Genomic DNA, 25884 nt, shown 5'->3' on the forward strand with positions numbered 1-25884 from the left:
TTCCTGTGTCAGTTAAAACACGCTTTGCAGCAGCCACGCGATCAGTCCCAGCCCCCAACTAGTCAAAACGCCGAACAGGATGACCGGACCGGCGATCGTAAAGATCTTGCAGCCGATACCAAATACATGGCCCTCCGCTTTGTACTCGATGGCGGGCGCCACGACGGAATTGGCAAACCCGGTGATGGGCACCAAAGCCCCGGCTCCGCCCCATTTGACGATCTTAGGATAGATGTTGAGGCCGGTCAATAGCACGCTTAGAAGGATCAGCTCAAGCTGCATCCAGGTCTGGGCCGTCTCCTTTTCCATGCCCCAAAAATTCATCATTCCCATGACTGACAGCTGCCCTATGGTGCAGATGATCCCGCCGGTTATAAATGCCTTCAGCATATCCATGCCCAATGGGTTTTTGGGAGTTATCTGCTTGACATACTTTCCATATTCCTGTTTATTCAGTTCCATATTCTGCTCCTTTCGTATCTCACGCGCCCATGCCTCTTGTAAAATAGATGAGCGAACCAATCAGTTTTCCCACAGCGATCGCCAGGATCACATACTGCAGCCCTACCGCCAGATGGATCCGCCGGTTGATAACGGGAACTGTCTTTAGGGTCTCTGCCAGCGACATCACAAGGCATCCCACAAAGATCCCGACCGAAAACCCGAAAATACCCAGAAACAGGTTTCCGCCCATGAGGATCGGAAACTCATAGATGTCTGAAATATTCCCCAGCACACCGCCCAGCACGATCAGAGTGTCGTACAAAAGGATGTGCCGGTTGGTCCTGGTCTTACCGATCAGCCTTGGGAACACGCCGATGATCGCAAGAAACGCAAATACGCCCGCCGCGATCACGCCGCCTGCACTCACGCCGATAAAGGCAAGCGCGATCTGCTGCATCAATTTACTGAACATCGATATCCTGCTCCTTCCTGCTGTCGTTCTGGATCAGGGTCTTGCTGATATTGTCCTCATAGAGACGCATTTCCACCTCCAGAGGTGTCGGGTCCGTATTCAGCTTCCACTTTGCAAAATGGTTAAAAAATGTAATGATCCCTGCTGCCAGGCCCACAGAATAGGAAAACTCAAGGATCGTAAAACCACTTGACTCCGTTCCTGTGATCAGCAGGTACACTTCCTTGAACACCTCCGTGACGCTGACATCGTTATTGAAGGTCATGATCGCGAAAGCAGCTCCGCAGAAACAGACGATGCAGACAAATATGGTCTTCATCCACTGCCACAGGACCTTCGGGGTCTTCGGCGGCTGGTAGTCAATGATGTACTCCACCTTTCCCACGTTGTTGACCTGTACAGATGAGTCTGTCTCCTCCAGCTTCCGGATCACATCCAGGGCGCTCTCCACATAGCGTTTTGGTTTCTCTTCCCGGACGGTCTTCACCTTCACGGCGTTACATTTGTTCTGGATATTGGTATCGCTGCAGTAGATGGTCGCCACATCCTTTACAAACACATCCTTGTCGTGTACCTCGGTGATCTCCCGCAGATTCAAATATACGGTCTTTGTGCTGCTCATCCCTTCACCTCCATGCTGCACTCCCACACCAGGGTTCCCTCCGGTTCTGCCCTCCGGTTTCCACTGCTCACTACAAACCAGATTACGGCAGCTATCACTGCCAGGCAGATAACAGCTACCGCAATCCCCGCTTTTGATCTAAAAAAATCCATATCACCCACATCCTTTTCCCACCTGGTCTGCCAGGAATCTGGGATTAGTATGGCTGATTATGGATTCAGATATTCCCGCATCCTTTTAAGAATCTTTTTTTCCAGCCTGGACACCTGTACCTGGGAAATGCACAGATCCTCCGCAATCCTGCTCTGAGTCTGGTTTTCGTAATACCTCCTGACAATGATCTCTCTCTCTTTTTCAGAAAGCTGTTCTAAAAGCTGTTTTAAAACCATCTGGTTCATCAGGTGTTCCTGATCCTCCCGCTCATCCGGCAGCCTGTCCATCAGGCAGAGGTTCTGGTCCTCGCCGCTGCCCACCGTCCTGTAAAGGGATTCCACCTCCGCAGCAGCCTCCAGAGACGCCGCCACCTCCTCACGGCTTGCGCCTACTCTCCCGGCGATCTCGTCCAGACTGGGCTCACGCCCCATCTCTCCTGTCATTTTCTCCCTGGCAGCCCGCACCTTCATCCCCAGCTCCTTGATGGAACGGCTGACCTTGATCATCCCGTCGTCTCTCAAGAAGCGCTTGATCTCCCCTGTGATCATGGGGACTGCGTAGGTGGAGAACTTTACCTCAAAATCCAGATTGAACTTGTCAATGGCCTTTAAAAGCCCTACACAGCCAATCTGGAATAAGTCTTCCAGCTCATAGCCTCTTCCTGAGAAATGGCGGACGATGCTCCAGACCAGCCCCACATTGTTCATCACCAGCGCATCCCGCGCGGCCTGGTCCCCGGCATGAGCCTGCCGGATCAATCTTTCCATGTCCTCCATGCACGTCACCTGCCGATTTTCTTTTTCATCACCACCAGGGTTCCTGCCCCCGGCTCTGACTCCACATGCACTTCATCCATGAACGCCTCCATAAAGGAAAATCCCATCCCGGACCGCTCGCCTGTCTTATCCGTGGTATACATGGGCTGCATCGCCCGCTCCACGTCCCGGATCCCAACGCCGGTATCCCGGACCCGGATGAGAAGCTCACGCCCCTCGATCTCCGCTTCCATCTGTATGATGCCTTCCATGCCCTGATATCCGTGGATCTCCGCGTTGGTCACAGCCTCGGACACCGCAGTCTTCACATCCTCCACTTCCTCTAAGGTCGGGTCCATCCGGCTCATGAATACCGCCGCAACGACCCGGGCAAACTCCTCATTCTTTGACAGGCTTTCCAGTTCCATCTTAAAACGTTCCATTTTCTTATCCTCCCGTTTTCTTTATCCTGCGATCGCCGCTTCTTTTGAATCAAACAGCGCCATCAGCTTTCCGATCCCCCCGATGGCAAGCACCCTGCCTACCTGCGCATTGACTCCATAAATAGTCACTGTCCCGCCGCTGCGCGCCATCTGCTTATACCGGTTCAGCAAAATCCCGATTCCCGAAGAATCCATGAATTCTGTTCTGGAAAAATCAAATACCACCTTGTTCACGTAGTTTTCTGCCAGCAGAAGATCTGTCTCATATTTCAGATTCCTGCAATTGTGGTGATCCAGCTGCTTCGGCAGATGAATCACCAGCACCTGTCCCCTCGCCTCGTAAGTGAATGTCTGTACCGCCATATAAAGTACCCCTTTCCTGAACATTTCAGCCATAAAATCAGTTTCCACAACAAAAAAAGACACAACAGAAAATAATCATCTTTTTCTCTGTCGTGTCTTCGTTTTCTTTTCTTTCGTTTTCTTATCTCATTATAATCCGGATCAATACCCTCTCTGGTCCTTGGCGTCATCCGCATAATCCGAATTGGGATAATTCATGATGATATCTCCAAAATACTGGTTCGCCGTGTCTGTATCGCCCATAGACTTGAACGCCATGCCCAGCTTATAGATCACCTCCGTGTTGGCCGGCTGGATCTGCAGGCTCTTCTGGTAATAATCCACCGCCTGCGCCGCACCGTTCTCCTGGTTCATCGCCTCGTCACCCATCTGCATCAGGAGCCGGCTTCCATTGGTCCCCATATCTTCCTGGATCCACGCCACGGTACCGTTTACCACACCGTCATTTAAGACGGACATATCGGTATCCACATAGATCAGGGCCGCTGTCCGCATATCCTCATCCCGGTACGCCTGCAGGATCTTGATCAGGTTCTGGTACTGGCTGAGCACCCCGCCGTTGTCATTTACCAGGGTGGCAAGCTGGCCTTCCGCCTGTTCCTGGGCCTGCTTCGCCGCCTCGATCTGACGGTTCAGCTCGTCTATCTCAATATTTTTCTGGTTGATCAGCTCTAAATTCTCCCTCAGCTCCTGGTTATGCCGGGTATTCATCGCCTCCGTGCTTGCCGGCATGACCAGGAAAAATATCACCATGGCCCCCAGCACCAGACCCACCAGGATATTAAGGATCGACTGCCAGCCTGTATTTTCCTTGTAGCTGGGCGGGATAATGATATCATCATCCTGCATCTGCCTGTGGGAAAACGCATTCTTCAGCTTCCGCTTCTCAATCTCCGCCCGGCCCGTATTGTGCTTGGCGATAGCCATATAGCGCTGCGCGGTGGGGTTGTAACGGTCCACCTTGAGAGCCTGGTAAAGACACCGCCCCGCCTTGATATAATCCTCATGGTGAATATAGAGCAGGGCCAGCAGTTCCTGCGCCTTCACGTAGTTGGGAAGTTCCTCCAGCATACGCATCAAAAGCAGGACTGCCAGGTCTTCGTTGTCGTTCTGGGCATAGGCAAGCGCCTGGTTGTATTTCTTTGCCGCCTGGTCCGCCACCTCAAGATATCCTCCGGCGGAGTGAACCTTGTGCAGATATTCTTCTGCCAGATTGTCCGTATCCTGTAAATTCAGGCTGATGACCCACTGGATCAGGGCCGCGCCCACCTCGCCGATCTCATTATAGATCAGCCCCAGCAGGTTCCTGGCATCCGTCTGGTACTTATCAAACCTCAGGCTCCGTTTTAACGATGTGATCGCACCGCTTAGATCCCTCTGGTTCGCCTTTTCCAGACCCTGGTTGTAATACGCATTGGCAATCTGGCGGTTTCTTTTTCCTGTATCCATCCTGTACCCGCCTTACTCCTGTCTTCCTTTCAGCAGTTCCATCATCAGATCCGTCATGTCTGTCAGATCCTCTTTTACAATGCTCTCTTCCACTTCGCCCACTTCCAGGCTCGGCCTGAAACGGCTGATCTCTTCTTCAAAGTCCAGCATATCATGTCCTCCTTATGCGTTTTCGTGTTTAGCCTTTTCACTCACGGTTCTCCCCGGTCTCTTCTCCCCTCAGGATCTCCTCGATCTCACCGATCAGGTAGAGGGAACCGACCGCATAAAGCCTGTCCTGTTCTGTATTGTATCCCAAAGCTGCTCCGAGCGCTTCCCGCACAGTCCCATACTGCTCCACCGGCCCCTGAAAACCTGCCTGCAAAAACTGCTGCGACAAAATCCCCGTGTCCAGTCCCCGCTCACTGTTTAAGTGTACCACAGTTACCCTTGTGATGGGAAGACCCTGACAGAGCATCCGTATCATTTCGTGATAATCCTTGTCCGAAACGGCAGCAAATAAAAGCTGGATCCGCTTTTCGCCCTGCTGCTCTTTTACTGCGCGGAGGAACGCTCCGATCCCGCCGGGATTGTGCGCTCCATCCAGCCAGATATCCGGCCGGATCTGCTGCATACGTCCCGGCCAGCAGACTTTGGACAACCCTCTGCGGCACACCTCCTGGTCAACGCCCGCAATAGAAAGCGCCTCCAGGGCCTTTACCGCCAGAGCCGCGTTCATGGCCTGATAAGGGGCCGCAAAGGATACCTCCCGGTATGCGTCCGCCTCTCCCACAGGATAAAACGGCGCGCCCAGGCTTTCCGCCTTCCCGCGGATGACTTCGGACGCCTCCTGCCGGTTGTCATCATAGATCACCGGTACGCCAGGCTTTATGATGCCCGCCTTCTCCGCCGCGATTTGAACGGTCGTATCTCCCAGATACTGGGTGTGCTCCAGGCTGATGGAGGTGATGATGCAGGCCAGAGGCCGCCGGATCACATTGGTGGTATCCAGACGGCCGCCAAGCCCCGTTTCCAGGATCACATAATCCGGTCTGACCTCCCCGTACAGCACCATTGCCATCAAAAACACAAATTCAAAAAAAGTCGGATGGCAGTACCCGCGCTCTGCCATTTTTTTCACCACGGAAAGGACCTGGCGGAAGCTTCGCTCAAAGTCCTCCTCCGCGGCCGGCTTCCCGTCCAGTAAAAACCGCTCCTTCACATCCACCAGATGCGGAGAAACGAAGGTACCCACTCGGTACCCGGCTTCCATCAGCACGGACGTTAGATCCGCACAGACAGAGCCTTTCCCGTTGGTCCCCGCCACATGGATCAGCTTTAGATCTTTTTCCGGGTCTCCCAGCTCTGCCAGGAAATCCCGAACTTCTTCCAGGGTATTTTTCTTTTTTGTCCACAGCGGTATATTCAAAAGATATTCCCGCGCCTGTTCTTCTATCATTTCAATATATGCAGGCATGTCCCGGCTTATGACTGAAGCTGGGCCAGACGTGCCTCAACCTGCTCCATCATCTGGGTATATTTCGCCTGTTTTTCCTTTTCCTCGTTGATCTTCGCCTCCGGAGCCTTGCTGATGAAGCGCTCGTTCTTAAGCATCCCGTTTACGCGCGCCAGTTCGCTACTCAAACGCTCCTTCTCCTTCGTCAGACGCTCGATCTCCTTTGCCACGTCCACAAGCTCCGCAAACGGCATGTAGATGGACGCATTGGGGATCACAACGGATACCGCATCGTCGGCGATCCCGTTCTTATCCTTCTGTAGGAACACCTCTCCCGCATAACCCAGGGTTGCAAAGAACACCCGGCTGTGCTCGAAGATGTCTAACAGCTCCTGCTTCTCCGATACCACGTAGACCTTCGCCTTTTTGCTCGGCGGAACGTTCATGGAGGTGCGCACATTCCGGATCGCCCGTACCGCTTCCTTGATGGTCTCCACCGCATACTCCTCATCCCGGAAATTCCACTCATCCCGGTACTCCGGCCATGCGGAGATCATGATGGACTCCTCGCTCTCCTGCAGGTTGCAGAAGATCTCCTCCGTGATAAACGGCATATACGGGTGCAGAAGCTTTAAGGACTGGATCAGAACGGTCCGCAGGGTCCAGATCGCAGCTGCCCTGGTGGTATCCTCCTCATTCCAGAGCCTCGGCTTCACCATCTCGATGTACCAGTCACAGAACTCCTCCCAGATAAAGTCGTACACCTTCTGAAGCGCGATACCCAGTTCATATTTGTCCAGGTTCTCCGTCACATCCTTCGCCAGGGTATTCACCTTGGAAAGGATCCATTTGTCCGCCATGGTCAGGCTGTCTAAGGAAACCTCGCATACGGGAGCCTTTTCCATATTCATCATGATGAACCGGGAAGCGTTCCATACCTTATTGGCAAAGTTCCGGCTCGCCTCCACGCGCTCCCAGTAGAACCGCATGTCGTTGCCCGGAGCATTGCCGGTGATCAGGGTCATGCGCAGCGCATCCGCGCCGTACTTGTCGATCACCTCCAGCGGATCGATGCCGTTGCCCAGGGACTTGCTCATCTTGCGTCCCTGGCTGTCCCTCACCAGACCGTGGATCAGAACGGTGTGGAACGGGGTCCTGCCTGTCTGCTCAAGCCCTGAGAACACCATACGGATCACCCAGAAAAAGATGATATCATAGCCGGTCACCAGCACATCCGTCGGATAGAAATATTCCAGTTCCTTTGTGTTCTCAGGCCAGCCCAGAGTCGAGAACGGCCACAGGGCGGAGGAAAACCAGGTATCCAGGGTATCCTCGTCCTGTTTTAAGTGGGTGCAGCCGCATTTCGGGCATTTCTCCGGCATGGTCTTTGACACCGTGATCTCACCGCACTCTTCGCAGTAATAGGCCGGAATCCGGTGGCCCCACCAGAGCTGACGGGAAATACACCAGTCACGGATCCCCTCCAGCCAGTGCAGATAGGTCTTTCCAAAGCTCTCCGGCACAAACTTAAGCTCCCCGGTCTTTATTGCCTCGATCGCAGGCTTCGCCATCTCGTCCATGCGCACGAACCACTGGGGCTTCACCATAGGCTCCACCGTGGTCTTACAGCGGTCGTGGGTCCCCACGTTGTGGGAATGGGGAACCACCTTCACCAGCAGCCCCTCAGCCTTTAAATCCTCCACGATAGCCTTGCGCGCCTCGTAACGCTCCATGCCGTCGTATCTGCTTCCCGGGCAGTGGATGGTGGCGTCGTCGTTCATAATACAGATTTCCGGCAGATCATGGCGTTTGCCCACCTCAAAATCGTTCGGGTCATGAGCCGGTGTGATTTTCACGCAGCCGGTCCCAAACTCCTTGTCCACATATGCATCAGCCACAACCGGGATCTGGCGTCCTGTCAGCGGCAGCTCTAACATCTTGCCAACCAGATCCTGATAGCGCTCATCCTCCGGGTTCACCGCAACCGCCGTATCCCCCAGCAGAGTCTCCGGCCTGGTGGTTGCAATCTCCACAAACCTGCCCTCCTCACCCACGATCGGATAATTGATGTGCCAGAAGAAACCGTCCTGCTCCTCATGCTCCACCTCCGCGTCAGAGATGGAAGTCTGACATACCGGGCACCAGTTGATGATCCTGGAACCCTTATAGATATAGCCTTTCTCATACAGTCTGGTAAACACCTCTAAAACTGCGTCCGAACAGCCCGCATCCATAGTAAACCGCTCCCGGTCCCAGTCGGCTGAGGACCCCAGCTTATGGAGCTGGTTGATGATACGGGTCCCGTACTCCTTCTTCCAGTCCCAGCAGGCTTCTAAAAACCCGTCCCTGCCCAGGTCATGCTTGTCGATCCCCTCCTGTTTCAGCTTGTCGATAACCTTGACCTCCGTAGCGATCGCCGCGTGGTCCGTTCCCGGCTGCCACAGCGCCTCATACCCCTGCATCCGCTTATAGCGGGTCAGGATATCCTGCATGGTATTGTCCAGCGCATGTCCCATATGAAGCTGCCCCGTGATATTCGGCGGCGGCATCACGATCGTAAACGGCTTCTTCCCTTCCCGCTTCCCGCGCTCCGCATCCGCGTGAAAATATTTGTTGTCCAGCCATTTCTGATAGAGCTTCTCCTCAATAGCCGATGGGTTGTAGGTCTTTTCCAGTTCTTTCATGATCTTAGTTCTCCTCTGCATTATTTTCCCTGCGGCTGCCAAAGCAGCCATTTACCTTTGAAATAAAAAAGACCCCTTATACAGAACCAAACTCTCCTGCATAAAGGGCGAAATCAACTTCCGCGGTACCACCTTTGTTTTTAACTCAAATATCCTTAACGCGGATCAAACGTGGATTCCTACCTGCCTGCAGCGGTGACACGCATCAAACATGCACACCTTCGCAAACCCTTCAGAACCCCGGCTCCAAAGCTACCTTCCGCCGCGCCGCCCGAAACCGTCTCCCAGCTTATAAACGGTTCTCTCTGTCAGGCGCTCTCACCGTACTCCTCTTTATCCCAGCCTTTTATATAGTCCTTATCATAGTGTTTAAACCAACATTTGTCAAGCCAAAACCAATTTTTCTTTTCTACACCATCGCTCTATAGTCCTGCTTCAACTTGTGCAGAAGCTGTGCCTCTCCCGCCTGTCTTTTGATCGGGTCACGCTTGAACAGCTCGTCTAACTGCCGCAGGCTGTCGGCCTGCTCCGCCTTCTCCCTGGCTGTCTTCATGTTCCCGTCCCAGGCCTGCCGCATCTCCTCTGTGACCAGGATCCCGAACCGGTCGCTGAGCTTCAGCCGCTCATCCAGCTTCGTCAGGCAGTACAGCCGCTCCAGGACCTGGGGCTGGCTGCTCCTGGAATAAGCCATCTCATACGCCTCATACGCTTTTTCAAACTGGAACATCCGTGCGTAGCAGGCGCCCAGGTTGTTCCAGACGGTCCCCAAAAATGCATCATCCACACAGGAATCCTGCGGATAATCCAAAAGCTCCCGGTACAGCCGCACAGCCCTTCCGTACTGGCGCATGGAAAACAGCTCGTCGGCCTTGAGCTTCCGGTATTCAGCCGGATGCTTCTTTCGGATGGCTGCAAGCTTCTGGCGGTATCGGTTGATCTCCGCAGGGTTGTAGTAATCGCACTCCTGCAGTATCATGATCAATGTCTCATCCGGATCCTCGTTGCTTTTCAGCCAGCGTTCCAGCTTCAGGGCCAGAAACCCATGGTTTAACTCATCCCTCAGAAAGTCCAGCAGACCGTCTCCCACGAATCCGTCCAGCACCAGCAGCGGATAGTGGTAGATCACATAGGAAAGCTCCTGGGAAGAATAGAGATGGATCCCCAGGCTTTCCGCATAGTACGGATGTTTTACATTTTCCTGTCTGCACAGCAATAAACTCATAGCATAACCTCTTGTCTGATCTGTACTTCCGAAGCCGGGAACAGTTCTCCAAATCCTTTGTCCTTCAGCCTCACATCCATGGTCCTCTCATCTAAAAAGGACACCTCGATCCGCACTTTTGTCGTGCGGTCCGGACGCTTCGGGAATCCCTCCAGGGGTATGGAGACCAGCTTCTGTTTCTTTATATCCAGCGGCGTCACTACAAAATCCACACTGTCCTGCCTGTCCGGTATCACGTCAATGACCGCTGCCTTCTCATACCAGTTCTCTCCTGCCGCAGCGACCACAACGGAAGTCTCCTGCCCTTTGTGCATCACATTCATGGAGATCGTGGATTTGAGCCGCCCTTCGCAGATCATGGTATATGGATAGGATGTCTTTGGCTGAAGACAATCCTGGGCGCAGTATGCCGCGCCTTTGGCAAATACAAACGGCTCCATATAAACCCGCCGTTTGGTACACAATAGTTTCATAAACTCCTCTGCCCAGTCCCGGCTCTCAAACCCTTTTCCGGTCAGGAACACAGAAGAATACACCTTTTTCTGCATCATCCGTTCCCCACAGGAACAGAGGATCTTATCCGCCAGCTTAGCTCCGGAGGGGGTCTTTAAGATATCCAGGTTAAACCCCTCCTCCAGATCCTCATACTCCGCAACTGCCGTGGTTTTCTTCATCCCGCGCTGCACTTTCATCTCATAATAGCGCAGCCTCTCGGCGGACAAGTCAAACATGCCCACTGCGCCGTTCCAGATCTCCTTTTTCTGGCTCAGGATATAGTAGGTGAAGCTTTCCGGGTGGCTGATCACATGCACCCTTTCCCTTGGTATCTCCAACTGCTCTGCACAGTTATACAACTCCTCGATCAGCTTCGGCTCCAGCCTGCGCACCGTGAACACCAGCTGACGCACAGCAAGCTTGCCATACTGCTGCTGCGGCATCTCAAGGGCACGCTCCAAAAACAGTTTTAACAGCGTTTTCCCCTCATACCTGATATCTCCCAGCGTGGCGGTCCCTTCTTTTAAGACCAGCTTCACCAGCTTGTCCACAATGATCCCATCGCCCGTTAAGGTATGGGCATAAGCCTCCTCGCCCACATACCACTCATCTGCGGTTTTATTTTTGCAGATCACCGTGGGGATCATCCATGTTTTTTCTTCCTCCGCACAGTTAATCTGTGTATACTCGTCGCACAAATCTATGCCGACAACAAGTCCATCCATAAAAACCCCTTATCTAACGCAAGCTGCCACGCTACATCAGTCCGAACAATTCTTCCATCACAGCGTTGTCAGTCAAGTATTTCTGTAATTTTTCTTTCAGTGCCTGCTCTTCTTTCAGCGACAGGCAAAGTCCCATCTCATTCAATGCGGCAAACCGGCTCCCGTCGCTTCCGCTCTTTTGCGTGTCGCAGGAAATGCTGCTCTCTTTCACCAGGACCCGCTTCTCCCCACTGATCTCATAAATGCGGTACTCTAAGATCTCACCCTCAAACAGCACCTTCTGACGCACGAAAATCCCCGGATAGACCTTTTTAAGTTCCTCGAAGTAGTATTCCTCGTCCTCCGGCAGGACCCGGACCTGAAGCTCCGGCTTAGAATCCCTTGCCGCCCGGTACTCCACCGTCACCTTATCCATGATCGAATCCGGCATCTCGATCAGCCGGCCCAGATCGTGAAAATAGGCAAACACGCGCCCTTCCTCCAGAAGCAGGTCTACCATATTGCTGCACAATGCTTTTCGCTCCTCGTCCAGGGTTTTCAAGGTAGAGTAATACAGTGTGAGCGCCAGCAGATAGATCGTCGGGATCCTGCTTTTATCCTCCGTACCGTGGACGGCGCCCTCCAGGTAGGCAAATACCCGGTCGCCGGTATCCTTCCCGCGCAGGAAATAATCAGCAGACTTCATGGTAAAATACGCCTTCACCACGTTATCGCTGGTCTTCTTTCCGGCTGCATACCAGTCAAACACCTGGTCCATCCAGTCCGTTTCCCCGGTGAACATCATCTGCGCCAACAGCCGTTCCGGCATGTCGTAAAGCTCTACATGTTCCCGCACACCCTGGTTTAAGATCTTGTACATCTGTTTTGTAGCGCCGTTAAAATGCTCGCACAGATAATCCAGCACTACACTGTCATACCGCCCTTCCGAAAACAGGCTGCAGGACAGCTGCAAAAGCGTGTCATCCTCATCAAAAAGCCGGTTTAAGATCATCCGTGTACACAGCTTTAAGAGCCTCGCGCCACGGATACCCTCACAACCATAGACCCTCACCACGTCATAAGCTTCCCGGATGTACTCCTGCTGGATCAGGGTCTCGCAGACCCCCGCACGCTCCTCCCGGCTTAGCTTATCTAAGTCCAGATCCATCAGATAATCCACATCATCGACCACCGCAGGCTCATCCGACTCCAACCGTTTGCGGTAGTACTCGATCATGCAGCCAAGCACCTGCCTGCGAAACAGCGGGTGCAGCTTTAAATCCACCGAAGCGCGCTTTAAGGTCATCATGTCTGCCTCTCCGGAGATTCCCGCTTCCACGATCTGCGCACATTCCTGAAGCCGGAGCATGGGGTGGTTCGGATAGATCTCATAGCACCGCTCCTCCAACTCCTCCAGCCCCGGCTTTTCCATGGCCGGCAGCCTGCGGCAGGAAATATTGGAGTAACGGTTCCCGTAATCATCCTGGAACAGGATCACCGGATGCTCGGAAAACAGTGGGACATAAGCTACGCCATCCTTTACCGGGAAGGCGTCTTCCCCTTCCATCTCCCGGTAGCATACGATCACATACCGGATATTGGGGTTGTCCACCCGGACCCGGTAGGATTTTAATATGGACGGCAGGACCTTCGCCACCTGCTCGTCGATCATCTCTTTATAGATCATGTGCTGGTAAAGCACCACAAACCTGCGGTTGATCCGGGACTTTAAAAGCTGCTCCATGGTAAACTGCTCAATATCCCGTTCATACTGCCTGTACAGGGCGGCTTCCGGCTTCATGTACTTTAAGATATTCGTATACAGGACCGAACGGCTGTAATCATCCATGGACTTTTCATAAGAAAAGTATAGAAGTACCTCTTTCGGCAGCAGATATGGATAATCCCCCGGCAGAGAATACAAAAAATACTCATAGAGCCGTGTCAGGCTTACCCCTGCTTCCAGCCCCTTCTGATACCACGGGAAATACTCCCGTCCCCGGCAGTCTCCCTTGATCAGAATGCAGCAGACAGCCCCCAGAAGCGCTTTCTCCGGATATTTCTCATACAGGCTGACTAACAGACGGCGGTAGAGACTGCGGTAATGTCTGACCGCGCCGGCCAGTTCCGCCAGACGGAGCGCCAGCTCCCGCTCCACCATATCGTGCTTGACGGCAAACATCATCACCTGGACCTCGTAGTCCCCCATCTTCTTCAAAAGCAGCGGATTCCGCTCATACAGCTTGAATGCCTGGGCATAGAGGAACGGACTGTGACAGCCCTGCTGGTACATAACCCGCATCTCCTCCAAAAGCTCCGCAGGATTTTCACCCATGCTGGGTTCCAGCTTCAGCCGCAGCATATACAGCCCGGTATTGCCCGGTTCCTCCGCCAGATACTTTTTCACTGTGCGGAGCAGGTTTTCCCTCTGCCCGTCCCGTTTCTGGACCTGGCAGAGCAGGTATTGATAAAAGCAGTACAGCTCCTTTTTGTCCTGCCTCTGGCGCATCACCTCATCCCGGCATCCCTCCAGGATGACAATAGCCCGCTCCTTCTCCCTGTCAAACATGCACAGCTCCGCCAGCCTTAAGGAGCCTTCCACGGTCTCGCCGTACTGCTTGCGCATCCGCTCCAGCTCCTGCCGCATCTGGTTGATCAGAAGGCGGTCCTCATAAAGGCCGACCTCATACTCCAGACGGAGCACAAGATACTGTCCCATATCCTGCTGCCAGGTACGGCCGGACTGCTCCTTCCCTGTGCTGTCCGCCTGGACCTCCACCGGAACAGAGTAAGAATCCCTCACCGTAGACACTAAAAGCGCTCCCAGGTTCTTTCCCCGGTGCAGACGCCCCGGATTCACGATGTAGGAGACCTGACAGACGCCTTCCCTGAAGTCCTGGCTGCTGAAGCTCTTTTTCGGAAGCTCCAGAAAATCTCCGTCCGCACTCAGCTCAAACTGCACATACCCCCAGGTACTGCTGCGGACCTCCAGCACCTCCTGTACCGGTTTTGCAAGATTCTCGTACTGCTTGAGCGTCCTGTCAATCCGAAGCTCCACCGGCTCCTTGACCCGGAGCGCCACCAGAAACTCCTCCAGCTGATTCAGCCGGTTCGGCCGCCCCTTTAAGCCATCGTACAGCACACGAACAGAAAGCTCCCGCATAAACGGAGCTTCCACAAAATCCTGATATTCAAAAAGACGCAGCGCCAGTTCCTGGTCCCGCTGCACCAGTTTTGCAAAATCCTGCGGGGTCTTAAGCGCTTCAAGCGTCTTCCCCGACACGCCCAATTCTATGGAAAAAGAATAGGGAACCTTCTTCTCGCCGCCATTGGTAACAAGATAAAACGCTCCCTCAATCACATCTCCCTGGGACAGATGCCTGCTGTCCACCTCGTAAGTAATACGGTTGCGGCTGCCTCCAAATGCATTGTTGTGAATGCGGACGCGTATATTGGAAGAATATACCAGCCCTTTTATAAACCTGCCCTGCGCATCTGAAACAGACAATTCTTTTATTGTAACTTCTCCGGCCTGCACCGTCAACTCAACTGACTCCGGGGTGAGCCTAAGCTCCGGGACATCTGCGTCCACGATCCCCCTGGCCAGCCGATTAATTCTTTCTCTCATAGTATCACCTGTAAAAAAAGCTAGTCATCCAAATTATAATATCATATTTTCACTTGATTTAAAAGGAGTAAATTGGTATGATTAAGAAAAACTTTGTTATGAAAGAGGCTGGATATCATGCTATCGGAACCAATGACGCTTTATAAGCTGATGAATCTTTATATGTTGAAACAGGTGAACTTTCCGCTGACCAATGCACAGCTCACGGACTTTTTCCTGCAGCACGAGTATGCCAGCTACTTCACCCTTCAGCAGGCGCTCAGCGAGCTTCAGGAATCCGGTCTGATCCGCACGGAATCCACCCACAACAGCACCCGCTATGTCATCACCCGGGAAGGAGAAGAGACCCTTACCTTTTTTGGCAAGAACATCTCCCCCGCCATCGTCGAGGACATGGACAACTATTTAAAGGAAAACCGGTTCCGCATGCGCAACGAGGTCGGCGTTATGGCGGATTACTATAAGTCGACCACCCAGGACTATGTGGTCCACTGTGAGGTCCGGGAAGGCAAAAGCACCCTGATCGAACTGGATATCTCCGTACCCGACAGAGAACAGGCCGAGACCATGTGCGCCCACTGGAAGAACTGCAGCCAGGAGGTGTATGCCTTTGTCATGAAAACGCTGCTTTCCGGGGAGGACGCGGGACTGTGACACAGCTTTAATCCATACTGTTAATCATGAAAGGGGAGCCGCAAGCAGCTCCCCGTTTTTTACTCCCCATACCCGTTGGGATTATTCTTCTGCCATCTCCAGGAGTCCTCACACATCTCCTTGATGCCGTACTTCGCCTTCCAGCCAAGCTCCTTCTCAGCCTTAGCAGGGTCAGCATAGCAGGCCGGCACGTCTCCTGCGCGGCGCTCCTTAAAGACATAATTGATCTTTAAGCCGTTGGCCTCCTCAAATGCCTGGATCACATCCAGCACACTGCAGCCCACGCCGGTGCCAAGGTTATAGATCCATACTCCGCCTTTCTCACCGCTCATCTTCTCGAGCGCCTTTACATGACCGTCCGCCAAGTCTACCACATGGATATAGTCGCGGATACAGGTGCCGTCCGGTGTATCATAATCGTTGCCGAATACGCCCAGGCACACCAGCTTGCCTACCGCCACCTGGGTGATGTACGGGAATAAGTTGTTGGGTATCCCCTTCGGGTCCTCTCCGATCCTGCCGGACTTGTGGGCGCCGATCGGGTTGAAATAGCGAAGCAGCATCACGTTCCACTCCGGGTCCGCTCTGTGCAGATCGGTCAGGATCTGCTCTAACATACCCTTGGTCTGGCCATAGGGATTGGTGATCTCTCCCTTCGGGCACTCCTCAGTGATCGGTACGAATGCCGGATCGCCATAGACGGTTGCAGAGGAACTGAACACGATACTCTTTACACCATGGCGTCTCATCACGTCACAGAGGATCAGGGTGCCGGTAATATTGTTGTGGTAATACTCAAGGGGCTTGTACACAGATTCACCCACTGCCTTCAGACCGGCAAAATGGATCACTGCATCGATCTTCTCATTGTCAAAAACCCGCTCAAGCGCCGGCTCATCCAGTAAGTCCACCTCGTAAAATGTCACTGTCTTCCCAGTGATCTCCTCTACCCGTCTTAAGGACTCTCTGCAGGAGTTGCATAAGTTGTCCACTACAACCACGTCATAACCTGCATTCAAAAGCTCCACGCAGGTGTGGCTTCCGATGTAACCTGCCCCGCCTGTAACTAAAATAGTCGCCATAACACTTCCTCCTTTTGCTGTCACTTTGCTCCTGTGAACTAAAAATGCTTTCCCATTTATTATATATGGGAAAGCACTGAAAAACAATGCAAATTTCTTTCAAAACCCTGCATTTTTATTCTGGCAGTTTATCCTGCGTCCAGGATCTTTTCATAATCCGGGAGCGGAAGCGGCTTTGAAAAGTAAAAACCCTGTATCTCGTCGCACTTTAAGCTCTTTAAAAAGTCCAGCTGTTCCTTTCTCTCCACGCCTTCCGCCGTAATAGAAAGCCCCAGGCTCTGGGCCAGAAGGATAATGGACTGGAGAAGCTTTTCCCCGTTTGCATCCCCGATGTAATCGATCAGGCTCTTATCCAGCTTCATCGTATCAAACCGCATGGTATTTAACGTGGCAAGAGATGAATAACCATTCCCAAAGTCATCCAGCAAAAGCTTAAAGCCTGCTTCTTTGAACTGCCGGATCAGACCCGCGATCTCCAGGTTGTCCACTACCGCACTCTCCGTGATCTCCAGCTGGATATAATCAGGCTTTAGTCCAAAAGACTCCATCACCTGGCAGTACTGCTCCACAATACCCGAATAATAAAGGCTTACCCGGGAGATATTGACCGATACCGGCAGCATCCTTTGCCCCTCAGATTCCCATTTTCTGACCTGTGCACAGACGTGGCGGAAAACATAGTCATCCAGCTTCAGGATCATCCCATTTTTCTCGAGCACAGGTATAAACACGCCAGGCGAAATCAGACCGCCGTCCCGTTTTCTCCACCGGACCAGCGCTTCAGCTCCAACCGCCGTCCCTTCCTCCACACTGTATTTGGGCTGGTACCATATTTCAAAACGCTCTTCCCTGACCGCTTCATCAAAGTCGTCCTCCACCATCCGCACAACCTGTAAGAGCTGGAGATCCAGCTCATCATAGAATGCGCAGTTCTTATCCCGTCTGTCCTTGATCAGATGCTTCGCCTCATTTGCACAGCCGTAGCACGTTTCAATCTCCGTCATATTATCACTCTGATATACGCCCATCACCGGAACCAGCTTTGGTATCTTCAGCGTCGTGGACAATGACGTTATGGTCTCTGCAAGCTGGTCCAGCCGGAGCTTGAGGGCATCTTTTTTACTTCCCTCTAAAAACATGACAAAACAATCCGCATTGACATGGGCCGCCAGCTCGGATGGAAGAAGAGCCTTTTGCAGGATGTCCCACACCTGGCAGATGACCTTATCGCCTTTTTCCACACCGCAGGTATTGTTGATGATCTTAAACCCTGCCAGATCAAGGGATACCAAAAATCCGGGACTCCGTTTTTTAGCGTCCATCTTTTCCTGAAAACACGCAAAATTATCGCCGCCTGTCAAGGGATCTTCATACGCGATCCGCAGCAGTTCCTTTTTCTTTTTATGGCCCAAATAAACGTAGGACAGGATACTTGCCGTTACCACACCTACCATGACCGCCAGCAGACCATCCACCGTCCGCATGACCGGTCTGAGCCGCTCCATGAGCACATCCTCCAAAACCGTGGTTATGATATACCATTGGGAGCCGCTTGCCAGATTGAGCGGTTTGTAATAAAGATATTTCCCCCTGCCATACCAATATTGGGCAATCCCCTGTCCTCCGCGCTCCATATCCTGCCGCAGTGTTTCCACCTGGCTGCGATTGTCCTCAGACGCCTCTTCCAGGGCAGTAAACATGTTCCGCTCATCCTGCATCGGAGATTTCTCAAAATTCGTGATCATGTTTCCGTCGCTCCGCACGATAAAGCTGTACCCATTCCCGTCAAAAGACTCTATATTCAAAAGATCCTGGAACCGGCCTGTCCGGTATGTAGCAAACAACACGCCGTCAACCGTCGTTTTATCCTGTGCATAAACCGGCATGCTGAAAACATTGATCAGTTCTTTTTCACTGCTGATAGCCTCCTCCATGGCATCCGTCACATCCGCTTTTCCCTGCATGCCCTTCTGGAAATAATCCCGGTAGGACATATCCTGCACATATCCGTCCGTAGTGCACACAGTGCCGTCCGCATAGATAACCCCCATGCGCTTAAACTGGTAGATATCCACAAACGCCTGCAGATGCTCAAGCATATCTTCCCTGTCTTCCTCTGTGAGATCCAGGTTGCGTGCGATCCCCTGCAAAAGCTGAGCTTGGACTCTATCTCCTGCTCCACTGCGATCACATTCTGTTCTGCCACATCCTGCAGCGTTTTGTGGATCTCCTTCTCCAGATTGTTCCGTATCTGCTCTGCACTGATCCTCACTGCCCCGAGCAGGACCAGAAACGCCGCAAGAAACATGGCGCCTCTGGCCCACAGCAGTCTTTTCTCTTTCATGTATCACACCTCAACGCTCTCATCCTATATTCCTGATCCCCATTCTTTATCTACATTATACTGAAAATCCGATGGATATCAAGCTAATTTTCCAGCCCCTGCCTCAATTTGCCGAGGGCTTTCTTTTCAATCCGGGATACATAAGACCTTGAGATACCAAGCTGGGCGGCGATCTCCCGCTGCGTGCGGGGGATCTTGCCGAAAAGACCATAACGCATACCGATCACGATTTTTTCCTGTTCCTTCAAACAGGCTTCATAGGCTTCGTAAAGCTCACGGATATCCTGGCTCAAGATCAGGTCCTCCAGGACCTCGCGGTTCTCCATCTCAATGACATCCACAAGGCTGACCGACTCCCCGTCCTTGTCTACCCCGATGGGCTCAAAAAGCGAAACTTCACGAGTATATTTTTTACTGGCGCGCAGCAGCATGAGGATCTCATTCTCGATACATTTGGCCGCATAGGTGGCGAGCCGGGAGCCGCGGTCCGCATGGAAGGTGCCTACCGCCTTGATCAGGCCAATGGTCCCCACCGACAGCAGATCCTCCATATCGTAATCCGTGTTCTGATACTTTTTCGCCACATGAGCCACCAGTCTCATATTCCGTTCTATCAGCACATTACGAGCTTCCTGGTCACCCTCTTTGCAGCGCTCCAGATAGATTTTTTCCTCTCCTGGTGTTAAAGGCTTTGGAAATGTCTTCAAAGAAAGCCACCTGAAAGATTACTTAATTATAATCTATGCTCAGGTGGCTTGCCTCGTGCCTTATAGGTTTTCGCACTGCTTATACTATTTCCTGTACTGCTTTCACTGCGCTGTTTTTACTGCGGTCAGCACCACAGCTGTGTAGAACATCTGCCCTGTATCAATATCCATAGAAAACCTGTACCATCGGCGAGCTCTTATCCAGGATCAGTGTGTTATTGCCGCTCTTTAAAGCTGCCTTCGCCGCATCCAGGGAACGGACGAAATTATAAAAATCCGCCTTGCTGGTGTCGTTGTAGGCATTGGAGAGGATCTGCATATACTGGGCCTCGCCCTCCGCCTTAGTCTTCTCCGCATCTGCCTGGGCCTTGGACTTCATCACCGACACTTCCTTGGTGGTGTCGTTCTTGATCTTCTGGGCGGAGGAATTGCCCTGCGCCGTAAAGGACGCCGCAATGTTGTTCCGCTCTGAGATCATGCGGTCGTAGACCGCCTGCTTGTTATCGTCCGGCATATCTAAGGACTTGGTCTCCACCGCCAGCACATGGATGCCGTAACCGTCCAGAGATTCACCGATATTGCCGCTGATATCGAGCGCCAGCTTGCCGTCCCGGTTCTCGATGATCTCAGCCTGGTCCATATTGGAGATCACGGACTTCATGGAGGAGAACACCGACGCGGAGATACGCGACTGTGCCTGCGCCACCTGTCCGTTCAAATGTCTTGTGAACAGCACCGGGTCTGAAATCCGCCAGAGGACAAAGGCGTCGGCGATCATGCTCTTCTTATCCCGGGTGATCACATCTGATTTCGGGATATCGTAGATCTGCAGCGCCTTTGGAATGGACGCGCTCGTCTGGATAAACGGTACCTTGAAGGACACGCCCGGGGTATCCTCTACTCTGACGATCTCGCCGAACTGGCGGATCAGTTTATATTCATCCGGGTAAGTGACCACCAGCGAAGCGCCAAGAAGCAAAACCGCCGCTACTGCCGCCAGCCCGCCGAACCCGCTTAAAAACCTGCCTGCCTTCTTCACTGTGCCACCTCCTCAATATTTACATCTGAACTGTTCTGTGTCCCGCCAGCCTGTGATGCGCTGTTCTGGGCTGTGCCTCCACTCTGGGCGGAAGCCCCGCCCTGTGATGCTGTTCCCTGGCCTGCGCCGGATGCTGCCTGCCCTGCGGTCCCGCTATTAGCTCCGGTTCCCGAAGCCCCGGCTCCGTTTGCCCGCGCAGCCGCATCCGCCTGCATGGACGAGGTGAAACTGTCTAAGGGCAGCATCTTCTGGGTACCGCTCTCATCCACGATATATACCTTCATGCTGGGCAGCAGCTCCTCCATGGTCTCATAAAACATACGCTGCTTGGTGATCAGCGGGTATTTGCTGTACTCCGCATACATCTGTTCAAAACGGGAAACCTGGCCCTGCGCCTCGTTGATGCGGGCTTCCTTCTCCGCCTCGGCGCTCTTGATGATCCGGTCACACTCGGCCTCGGCCTGCGGGATCTTCTCATTCCGGTCCTTGTTGGCATTGTTGATGGCAGTCTCCTTGCCCTGCTTGGCATTTTCCACGTTCTTAAAGGCATTCATGACCTCTGTGGTGGGCGGGAACGCATCCTGGATCGTGATATTCACCACCGACAGGCCGATATCCTCCGCGATCATCCGGTTGGTCAGCTTTTCCTTGATCTCCGACTGGATGGCTGCCTTCCCAGTGGTGATCACATCGTCCACGTTGTACACGCCAACCGTATCACGGATGTAAGACTGGGCCAGCATCTTTAAGGTCGCCTCCGGCTCTGAGGATGCATAAAGATACTTTACCGGATCATTGACCATATATTCGATATAGAAATCCGTGTTGACGAAGTTAAAATCCTTCGTGATCATAACCGATTCTTCCTCGTTGGATATCTTGGTCTCCGGGTCATAGCCGATGGGCATCCCCTTGATCCCCTTGGACACCATATGCACACTCTGGATGAACGGGATCTTGAAATGCAGCCCTGCCTGGGATTCCGCCTGGGCGCTTCCCAAGGTGGTCACTACCGCATAATTCTCCTCGTCCAGCATATAATAGCTGTTCATAGCTGCAAATACCACCACCACGAAACCAAGGGCAAAACCAAAGCCCTTCATGGGATTATGGCGTTTTAGCGGCTTTCCGTCTGAGTCGAATTTCTCCGGCCCCGGTTCCTGCTGCGGTTTCTTTTGTTTCTTCTTTTTCAGCAGTTCTTCAAACATACCGCCGAGATCGACGTTATTGTTCCCATTCCCAAAAGGACCGCCGCCAAATGGATTCTGATTCATTCTTTACTTTCCCCTCCTGTGTTGTTCCTGTCTGCAATCCTTCTGCTGCTTGGCTCCGAATTTTGACAACATTTTCACATTTCTACTCTATTCTATCTTTATTTGCCTGTCTCTGCAACAAGAAAACACTGGTTTTATAGAACCTTAATAGTTTTTCTTTTTTCTTTATAAAAAAATCATCCAGGCTCTGTCTCACAAACAGAGGCCTGGATGATAAAATACAGCTTCTATTTTATTATTCCGCAGCTGTGGCCCACTGGTATTTTCCTTTCTCCCCTACACCATAAAAATCAGCAAAGGTAAGCTGGAACACCGGTTTGCGGATGTGTCCGATATCGATCCGGTTCTTGATCAGATACTGCCAGATGCCTGCGCCGGAAATATCTCCCTGAAGCAGGATCCCTTCTACCCTGTTATCCCGGATCACCGCCCGGCGGTACACATTTTTATCCTCCTGGATCACAACACTGTCTCCCTCTTCTGCCTTGATCCTCCCGACGCACAGGGACACCAGGCCGTAAAAGTTGATGGTGTTCTTCGCTGCAAACGGATCGTCATATGCAAAACGGAAGCCGCACATATTCTGGGCCGCCACGCGCCCCTGCTTCTGGGCATTTGGCCAGATGCCGGAGAGTCCGGTCACATCCCCGGCCGCATAGACGTCCGGAATGTTGGTCTCCATATATTCGTTTACTTTGATCCCCCGGTCCGCCAGGATCCCGCTGCCCTCCAGACATTCCACCGCAGCCCTCACTCCGGCCGCCACGATGATCATATCACAGTCCAGTTTTGTCCCATCGTCAAGAGTAACGCTGCGTATCATCCCATCCTCACCGCAGACCGCCTGATCGGCTTTCCTGCCCAGATAGAATGTGGCCCCGGCCTTCTCAAACCGCTTCTGGTATTCCAATGCCCCGTGGGCGTCAAGCTGGACCGGAAGGATCTGGGGAGCCATCTCCACGATCGTCACCTGCTTTCCGCGTTCCAGCAGGCCATAGGCCGCATCCAGCCCCACCAGGCCCGAGCCGATGACCAGGATCTTCTCCGAATGCTCCGCCATCTGGTCGATCGCCTGGGCGTCCGTCAGATGACGGAGACCGAATACATTTTTTCCCTGCCGCAGTTCCCCCACCGGAGGGATAAAACTGTTTGCACCCGTGGCGATCAAAAGCTTTTCATAGACTATCTGTGTTCCGTTTTCCGTAGTAACCGACCTGCCAGCCGTATCAATCCGGTCCACGCCATCCTGGATCCAGTAAATATGATGCTTCTCAAAAAAATCCGGATCTGTGAAATTCAGCGTCTGCTCGTCCCGCTCATGGGATAAATACTGGTGCAGCATACACCGGGAATGTACATACCGGTCCTTCGAGATCATCACGACCTCCGTCCCCGGACTGAGGCTTTTAATCTCTGCCGCAGCCTTCATCCCGGCTGCTCCGACTCCAAGTATCACATAAGCCATACCTACACCTCCTCTACTACGATCGCCTGCTTCGGACAGGATTTTACACAGCTGGGTTCCCCGCCGTGATCCTGGCAGAAATCGCATTTGATCACCTTTTTGCGCGACACCCGGTCCGGCTTTAACACGCCGAAGGGGCAGTTCATGACGCACATAAAGCAGGAGCCGCATCTGGTCTCGTCATAGTTAACAAGCCCCGTCTGTGCATCCTTCGTCAGCGCGCCGCTCATACAGGAAAGCACACACTCCGGCACATCACAGTGGCGGCAGAATATGGGCCTGTAAGCGCCGGTCTCATCCTTCTGGATAAAATTGCGCGATTCATTTGCCGGATCCGTCAGATCCAGATCATAGACCGTCCCCTGGTCTTTCCTGTGGGCCTGCATACAGGCGACGGAACAGTTCTTGCAGCCGTCGCACTTGGAAGAATCGATGATAATCCGTTTCATATGGCACGCCCCCCTTCTATATGCTCAATGCGGCGCGTTTTTCCATGATGATCTGTTCCAGGATATCCGCGGATTCTTTCGCATCCGGATTGATGATGACCTGTCCTCCGGTCAGTTCCTTCATGTCCTCAGTCAGCACCTTCACCGCCACCGGGCTGCCTGTCACAAACGGCGGCAGTCCCAGATGCAGCGGCAGTCCCAGGGCCAGCCCGAAACAGCCGTCTGCCAGAGCCTGTTCCTCCAGCCACTGGGCTGCGGAGAGCACTAAGGGAAGCTGCGGAAGATCCACACCGATGGTCTCCGCCAGCTCTGTCGCCACGATCTCCAGACGTCCGATCGCCAGACACGGCCCAAAGTTAAGGACCGGCGGGATACCCAGTTTTTCACAGACAGCCCGCAGCTTCGGCCCCGCGTATTTCGCCGCCTCCGGGGTCATCAGGCCGCAGTTTTCAATCCCGCCTGAGGAACAGCCCGCCGTCAATACAATGATATCCCTGGCGATCAGCTCCTTTGTCAGTTCCACGGTCAGCACGTCATGCCCTCCGGCTGTCAAGTTGGAGCAGCCTACGACGCCGGCCACACCCTTGATATCACCGGACACGATCAGGTCCACCAGCGGCTTCCAGCTTCCGCCTAAAAATTCTTTTAAGGAACCTTCACTGACGCCTGTCAGGGTGTTCTCATACCCATGATTCTCCATCAGCCGCTGGGGAACCGCGCTTCTCCGCTCTTTATAGGAAGCCACCACCATGTCGATGATCTCCTCTGTGACGGCCTCCCGGCTCTCAAAATCAAATTCCATCAGTTGTGCGTTGGCTTTTTTCGCTACGCTGTCGATACAGATCTGTTTGATGTTCAGCTCATCACAGATCGGCTCAATACCCGGCAGCGTACAGTTGAACTCTGAGATCACCGCATCGATGGCTCCGGTGGCAAGGATCGCCTCACTGGTATAGTTATTTCCCGCATGTCCGTCAAAGATCTCTTTATAATGCGCTCCCCTGAGCTGAAGATCCTGACCCACACAGGTGCAGCCCACCAGCTTAAAGCCCTTCGCCCCGGCGGCCTGGGCTTTGGCGATCACATCCGCATCGGTCAGACGTTCCTGTAAGTATGTAAACATGGAATGCTGATGACCGGTGATCATGATGTTGATGTATTTCGGATGGATCACCCGCAGCCCCACGGGAGCCATGCGAAGCTCCGGCTCGCCCAGCACGATATCGTTTAGCAGGTTGGTCAGGGTCAGCCCATAGATACCGGTGGAAATCCCAAGCTTTAAGCAGTCCACCAGCATATCCACCGGATCGGAGTTTAGATTCGTGGAGCATTTTACCACGCCGTGGCAGATCTCCGACTTGGCGCCGCCCGGCAGGATGCCCAGCTCGCTCCAGCGCTTAAACCGGGGGGCATACGCCATCTTTTCCACCAACTGCATCTTTTTGTAGGTTGGCAGGTACAGATCCTTAAGCACCGCATCCGCCACCTTCTCTGCCTTCTTGTAGATATCCTCTTCCTCGATCCCAAAGATCCCGGCCAGACGGTCAAGGGCTTTCTTCCCCTTGATCGCACCGCGCTTCTCCGCCACGTTTTTGACATTCAGCGCCGTGTTCTCCACCACGTGGATGTAGCAGCCGGAACCGGATGCCACCGCCCGCAGGAAATTGCGCACTACGATCGTATCCGCGCTGGCTCCGCAGATCCCCCTCGGAGCCTCCGGCGTGATCCGGCAGGGGCCGTTGGCGCAGAGACGGCAGCATACCCCCTGCAGACCAAACCCGCATTTGGTGCTCTGCCCCTCTACACGGTGATGGGACGTCTCCATCGGAAGTCCTGCGATAAAGCCCTCCAGCGGTTTGTCCGCGCTTTTGCACGTGGTGCAGCCATAGCATTCATTCATGATAATACCTCCTCTTCTTATACTTGACTAATTTTGTCCACTTTTAGCTCTGACAAAAAGATTCCTGATGGAATCTTTCTGCCCGGGATGACAGGCATAGC

Annotated in this window: 23 protein-coding genes and 1 other annotated feature; of the genes, 1 reads left to right on the forward strand and 22 read right to left on the reverse strand. The window is 53.1% G+C overall.

The genetic code is table 11. From position 1 onward, the window contains the following. Window positions 1-12: 12 nt before the first annotated feature. The 14 genes from AB1I67_RS16990 to AB1I67_RS17055 all read right to left on the reverse strand — a co-directional run bounded on the left by AB1I67_RS16990 (window position 13) and on the right by AB1I67_RS17055 (window position 14869). Window positions 13-462 carry a SpoVA/SpoVAEb family sporulation membrane protein gene (locus AB1I67_RS16990; protein ID WP_367031138.1) on the reverse strand — a complete coding sequence of 150 codons (450 nt, stop codon included), beginning with the start codon at window positions 460-462 and terminating at the stop codon, window positions 13-15. A gap of 19 nt (window positions 463-481) precedes the next feature. Continuing rightward, the gene (locus AB1I67_RS16995; protein WP_367031139.1) at window positions 482-916 is read right to left on the reverse strand and encodes a stage V sporulation protein AB; all 435 of its coding nucleotides are present in this window, start codon (window positions 914-916) and stop codon (window positions 482-484) included. After that, a complete protein-coding gene (locus AB1I67_RS17000; RefSeq protein ID WP_367031140.1) occupies window positions 906-1538 on the reverse strand; it encodes a stage V sporulation protein AA in 633 nt (210 codons plus the stop codon). The genes AB1I67_RS16995 and AB1I67_RS17000 overlap by 11 nt, the downstream gene beginning before the upstream one ends. Beyond that, window positions 1535-1690 carry a hypothetical protein gene (locus AB1I67_RS17005; RefSeq protein WP_367031141.1) on the reverse strand — a complete coding sequence of 52 codons (156 nt, stop codon included), beginning with the start codon at window positions 1688-1690 and terminating at the stop codon, window positions 1535-1537. The genes AB1I67_RS17000 and AB1I67_RS17005 overlap by 4 nt, the downstream gene beginning before the upstream one ends. A gap of 57 nt (window positions 1691-1747) precedes the next feature. After that, the gene (locus tag AB1I67_RS17010; protein ID WP_367031142.1) at window positions 1748-2467 is read right to left on the reverse strand and encodes a SigF/SigG family RNA polymerase sporulation sigma factor; all 720 of its coding nucleotides are present in this window, start codon (window positions 2465-2467) and stop codon (window positions 1748-1750) included. Window positions 2468-2472: 5 nt separating this feature from the next. Next, window positions 2473-2889, reverse strand: a complete 417-nt coding sequence (spoIIAB, locus tag AB1I67_RS17015; protein ID WP_367031143.1) for an anti-sigma F factor — start codon at window positions 2887-2889, stop codon at window positions 2473-2475. 21 nt (window positions 2890-2910) lie between these two features. Beyond that, entirely contained in the window at window positions 2911-3252 is a 342-nt protein-coding gene (locus tag AB1I67_RS17020) for an anti-sigma factor antagonist (protein ID WP_367031144.1), read from the reverse strand. A gap of 141 nt (window positions 3253-3393) precedes the next feature. After that, on the reverse strand, window positions 3394-4701 hold the full coding sequence (locus tag AB1I67_RS17025; protein ID WP_367031145.1) for a tetratricopeptide repeat protein: 1308 nt from the start codon (window positions 4699-4701) through the stop codon (window positions 3394-3396). A 12-nt stretch (window positions 4702-4713) separates the two neighbouring features. Further along, window positions 4714-4851, reverse strand: a complete 138-nt coding sequence (locus AB1I67_RS17030) for a hypothetical protein (protein ID WP_367031146.1) — start codon at window positions 4849-4851, stop codon at window positions 4714-4716. Window positions 4852-4888: 37 nt separating this feature from the next. Further along, on the reverse strand, window positions 4889-6139 hold the full coding sequence (locus AB1I67_RS17035; protein ID WP_367031147.1) for a folylpolyglutamate synthase/dihydrofolate synthase family protein: 1251 nt from the start codon (window positions 6137-6139) through the stop codon (window positions 4889-4891). A 26-nt stretch (window positions 6140-6165) separates the two neighbouring features. Continuing rightward, window positions 6166-8820 carry a valine--tRNA ligase gene (locus tag AB1I67_RS17040; protein ID WP_367031148.1) on the reverse strand — a complete coding sequence of 885 codons (2655 nt, stop codon included), beginning with the start codon at window positions 8818-8820 and terminating at the stop codon, window positions 6166-6168. Window positions 8821-8920: 100 nt separating this feature from the next. Next, window positions 8921-9169 (reverse strand) — a binding site (T-box leader). Window positions 9170-9229: 60 nt separating this feature from the next. Continuing rightward, window positions 9230-10042, reverse strand: coding sequence for a tetratricopeptide repeat protein (locus AB1I67_RS17045; RefSeq protein WP_367031149.1), 813 nt, complete (start codon window positions 10040-10042; stop codon window positions 9230-9232). Next, the gene (locus AB1I67_RS17050; RefSeq protein ID WP_367031151.1) at window positions 10039-11262 is read right to left on the reverse strand and encodes a DUF5716 family protein; all 1224 of its coding nucleotides are present in this window, start codon (window positions 11260-11262) and stop codon (window positions 10039-10041) included. The genes AB1I67_RS17045 and AB1I67_RS17050 overlap by 4 nt, the downstream gene beginning before the upstream one ends. Before the next feature lie 31 nt (window positions 11263-11293). Further along, the gene (locus tag AB1I67_RS17055) at window positions 11294-14869 is read right to left on the reverse strand and encodes a DUF5717 family protein (RefSeq protein WP_367031152.1); all 3576 of its coding nucleotides are present in this window, start codon (window positions 14867-14869) and stop codon (window positions 11294-11296) included. 117 nt (window positions 14870-14986) lie between these two features. On the opposite strand from AB1I67_RS17055, the gene AB1I67_RS17060 reads away from it, so the two are divergent. Next, on the forward strand, window positions 14987-15523 hold the full coding sequence (locus AB1I67_RS17060; RefSeq protein ID WP_367031153.1) for a DUF4364 family protein: 537 nt from the start codon (window positions 14987-14989) through the stop codon (window positions 15521-15523). A gap of 59 nt (window positions 15524-15582) precedes the next feature. Here the strand turns inward: AB1I67_RS17060 and galE are convergent, their stop codons facing one another. The 8 genes from galE to cooS form a co-directional block, all read right to left on the reverse strand. Then, a complete protein-coding gene (gene galE / locus AB1I67_RS17065; RefSeq protein WP_367031154.1) occupies window positions 15583-16605 on the reverse strand; it encodes a UDP-glucose 4-epimerase GalE in 1023 nt (340 codons plus the stop codon). 128 nt (window positions 16606-16733) lie between these two features. Continuing rightward, window positions 16734-18704 (reverse strand): GGDEF domain-containing protein, encoded by a 1971-nt coding sequence (locus tag AB1I67_RS17070; RefSeq protein WP_367031155.1) that lies wholly within the window; start codon window positions 18702-18704, stop codon window positions 16734-16736. Between the two features lie 328 nt (window positions 18705-19032). After that, entirely contained in the window at window positions 19033-19656 is a 624-nt protein-coding gene (sigK, locus tag AB1I67_RS17075) for an RNA polymerase sporulation sigma factor SigK (protein ID WP_367031156.1), read from the reverse strand. Between the two features lie 160 nt (window positions 19657-19816). Continuing rightward, window positions 19817-20695, reverse strand: a complete 879-nt coding sequence (locus tag AB1I67_RS17080) for a protease modulator HflC (protein ID WP_367031158.1) — start codon at window positions 20693-20695, stop codon at window positions 19817-19819. After that, entirely contained in the window at window positions 20692-21969 is a 1278-nt protein-coding gene (gene hflK / locus AB1I67_RS17085; protein ID WP_367031159.1) for an FtsH protease activity modulator HflK, read from the reverse strand. Before hflK ends, AB1I67_RS17080 begins: the two co-directional genes overlap by 4 nt. A 235-nt stretch (window positions 21970-22204) precedes the next feature. Then, a complete protein-coding gene (locus AB1I67_RS17090; protein WP_367031160.1) occupies window positions 22205-23434 on the reverse strand; it encodes an FAD-dependent oxidoreductase in 1230 nt (409 codons plus the stop codon). A 2-nt stretch (window positions 23435-23436) separates the two neighbouring features. Next, window positions 23437-23883 carry a 4Fe-4S dicluster domain-containing protein gene (locus AB1I67_RS17095; protein ID WP_367031162.1) on the reverse strand — a complete coding sequence of 149 codons (447 nt, stop codon included), beginning with the start codon at window positions 23881-23883 and terminating at the stop codon, window positions 23437-23439. Window positions 23884-23899: 16 nt separating this feature from the next. Further along, a complete protein-coding gene (gene cooS, locus AB1I67_RS17100; RefSeq protein ID WP_367031163.1) occupies window positions 23900-25783 on the reverse strand; it encodes an anaerobic carbon-monoxide dehydrogenase catalytic subunit in 1884 nt (627 codons plus the stop codon). Window positions 25784-25884: the final 101 nt, after the last annotated feature.

The organism is Clostridium sp. AN503 (assembly GCF_040719375.1).
GTDB lineage: Bacteria > Bacillota > Clostridia > Lachnospirales > Lachnospiraceae > Brotaphodocola.